The sequence below is a fragment of the Kitasatospora sp. NPDC091257 genome (assembly GCF_044757675.1).
GTDB classification, from domain to species: domain Bacteria; phylum Actinomycetota; class Actinomycetes; order Streptomycetales; family Streptomycetaceae; genus Kitasatospora; species Kitasatospora lactacystinica.
Genome location: NZ_JBIVVI010001905.1, coordinates 1 through 1,026 on the forward strand (window position 1 = coordinate 1; position 1,026 = coordinate 1,026).

Annotated in this window: 1 protein-coding gene and 1 pseudogene; one reads left to right on the plus strand and one right to left on the minus strand. The window is 76.4% G+C overall.

Annotated features, from left to right (window positions below; genetic code table 11):
• Window positions 1-61: 61 nt before the first annotated feature.
• A complete protein-coding gene (locus ACIQOV_RS42785; protein WP_401056711.1) occupies window positions 62-673 on the plus strand; it encodes a ScbR family autoregulator-binding transcription factor in 612 nt (203 codons plus the stop codon).
• Window positions 674-743: 70 nt separating this feature from the next.
• Here the strand turns inward: ACIQOV_RS42785 and ACIQOV_RS42790 are convergent.
• A pseudogene (locus ACIQOV_RS42790) lies at window positions 744-1,026 on the minus strand (hypothetical protein); the annotation flags it as partial.

The following is a 1,026-nucleotide window of genomic DNA, read 5'->3' on the forward strand; positions in this document are numbered from 1 at the left end:
GCCCCGTCCGCCCCCATAGGATCGGCCGCTGCCGAGACCAGAACACTCCAGGGAGGCTGCGATGGCCAGGCAGGCCCGCGCACTGGCGACCCGCCAGGCGGTACTCGTCGCCGCGGCCGAGGTGTTCGACGAGCGGGGCTACGCCGCCGCCACGATGTCCGAGATCCTGGACCGGGCCGGCGTCACCAAGGGCGCGCTGTACTTCCACTTCCACTCCAAGGAGGAGCTGGCGCTCGCCGTCATCGAGGGACAGGGCGTCTTCATCTCCGGCTGGACACCGGCCTCGGACAGCCCGGTGCAGAATCTGATCGACCTCGGCTACGCCTTCGCCCGCGCGCTCCAGACCGACCCGCTGGTGCGCGGCAGCATCCGGCTGACGATCGAGCACGGCAGCTTCACCCAGCCGCAGCTCGCGGCCTACCAGGGCTGGATGGACACGGTCCGCGAACTGCTGGAGCGCGCCCGGGAGGCCGGCGACCTCCACCCGGGCGTCGACCTGACCGCGGCCGCCGGGGTGATCACCGGGGCCGTCACCGGCATCCAGCTGAGCTCCCAGGTGCTGGCCGACCGGCAGGACCTGGTCCAGCGGCTGTCCGACCTGTGGACGCTGCTGCTGCCCGGCCTGGTCCAGCCGCACGCGCTCGCCCGGCTGAGCGTCGCCGAGCGCGCCTGAGCGTCGCCGAGCGCGCCTGAGCCGCCGGGCTCGACCGGGCCGCCGGGGCGGGGCGGCCACGGCGGCCGGCTCAGACCCGGTAGCCCACCCGCCGCTCCGCCGCCACCAGGGCCGGCAGCGCCGCCGTCCAGAGCCTGCTCACGGCCTCCGGCCCGGGCCGGCCGGTCTCCTCGCCCGCGAGCAGCACCTGGCCGGCCGCCACCGCGGTGAGCAGTTCGGCGGCGGCCCGCCGGTCCACCCCGGGGCACAGCTCGCCGGCCTCGGCGGCCCGGTCCAGCAGCCGGTGGACGACGGCGGTGAGGCTGCGCCAGGCGACGTCGGGGGCCACCGGAACGGGCCGGCCGTCCGGCCCC

Coding starts and splice junctions, on each gene's coding strand:
- ACIQOV_RS42785 (WP_401056711.1), top strand. CDS start 62: ATGGCCAGGCAGGCCCGCGCACTGGCGACCCGCCAGGCGGTACTCGTC.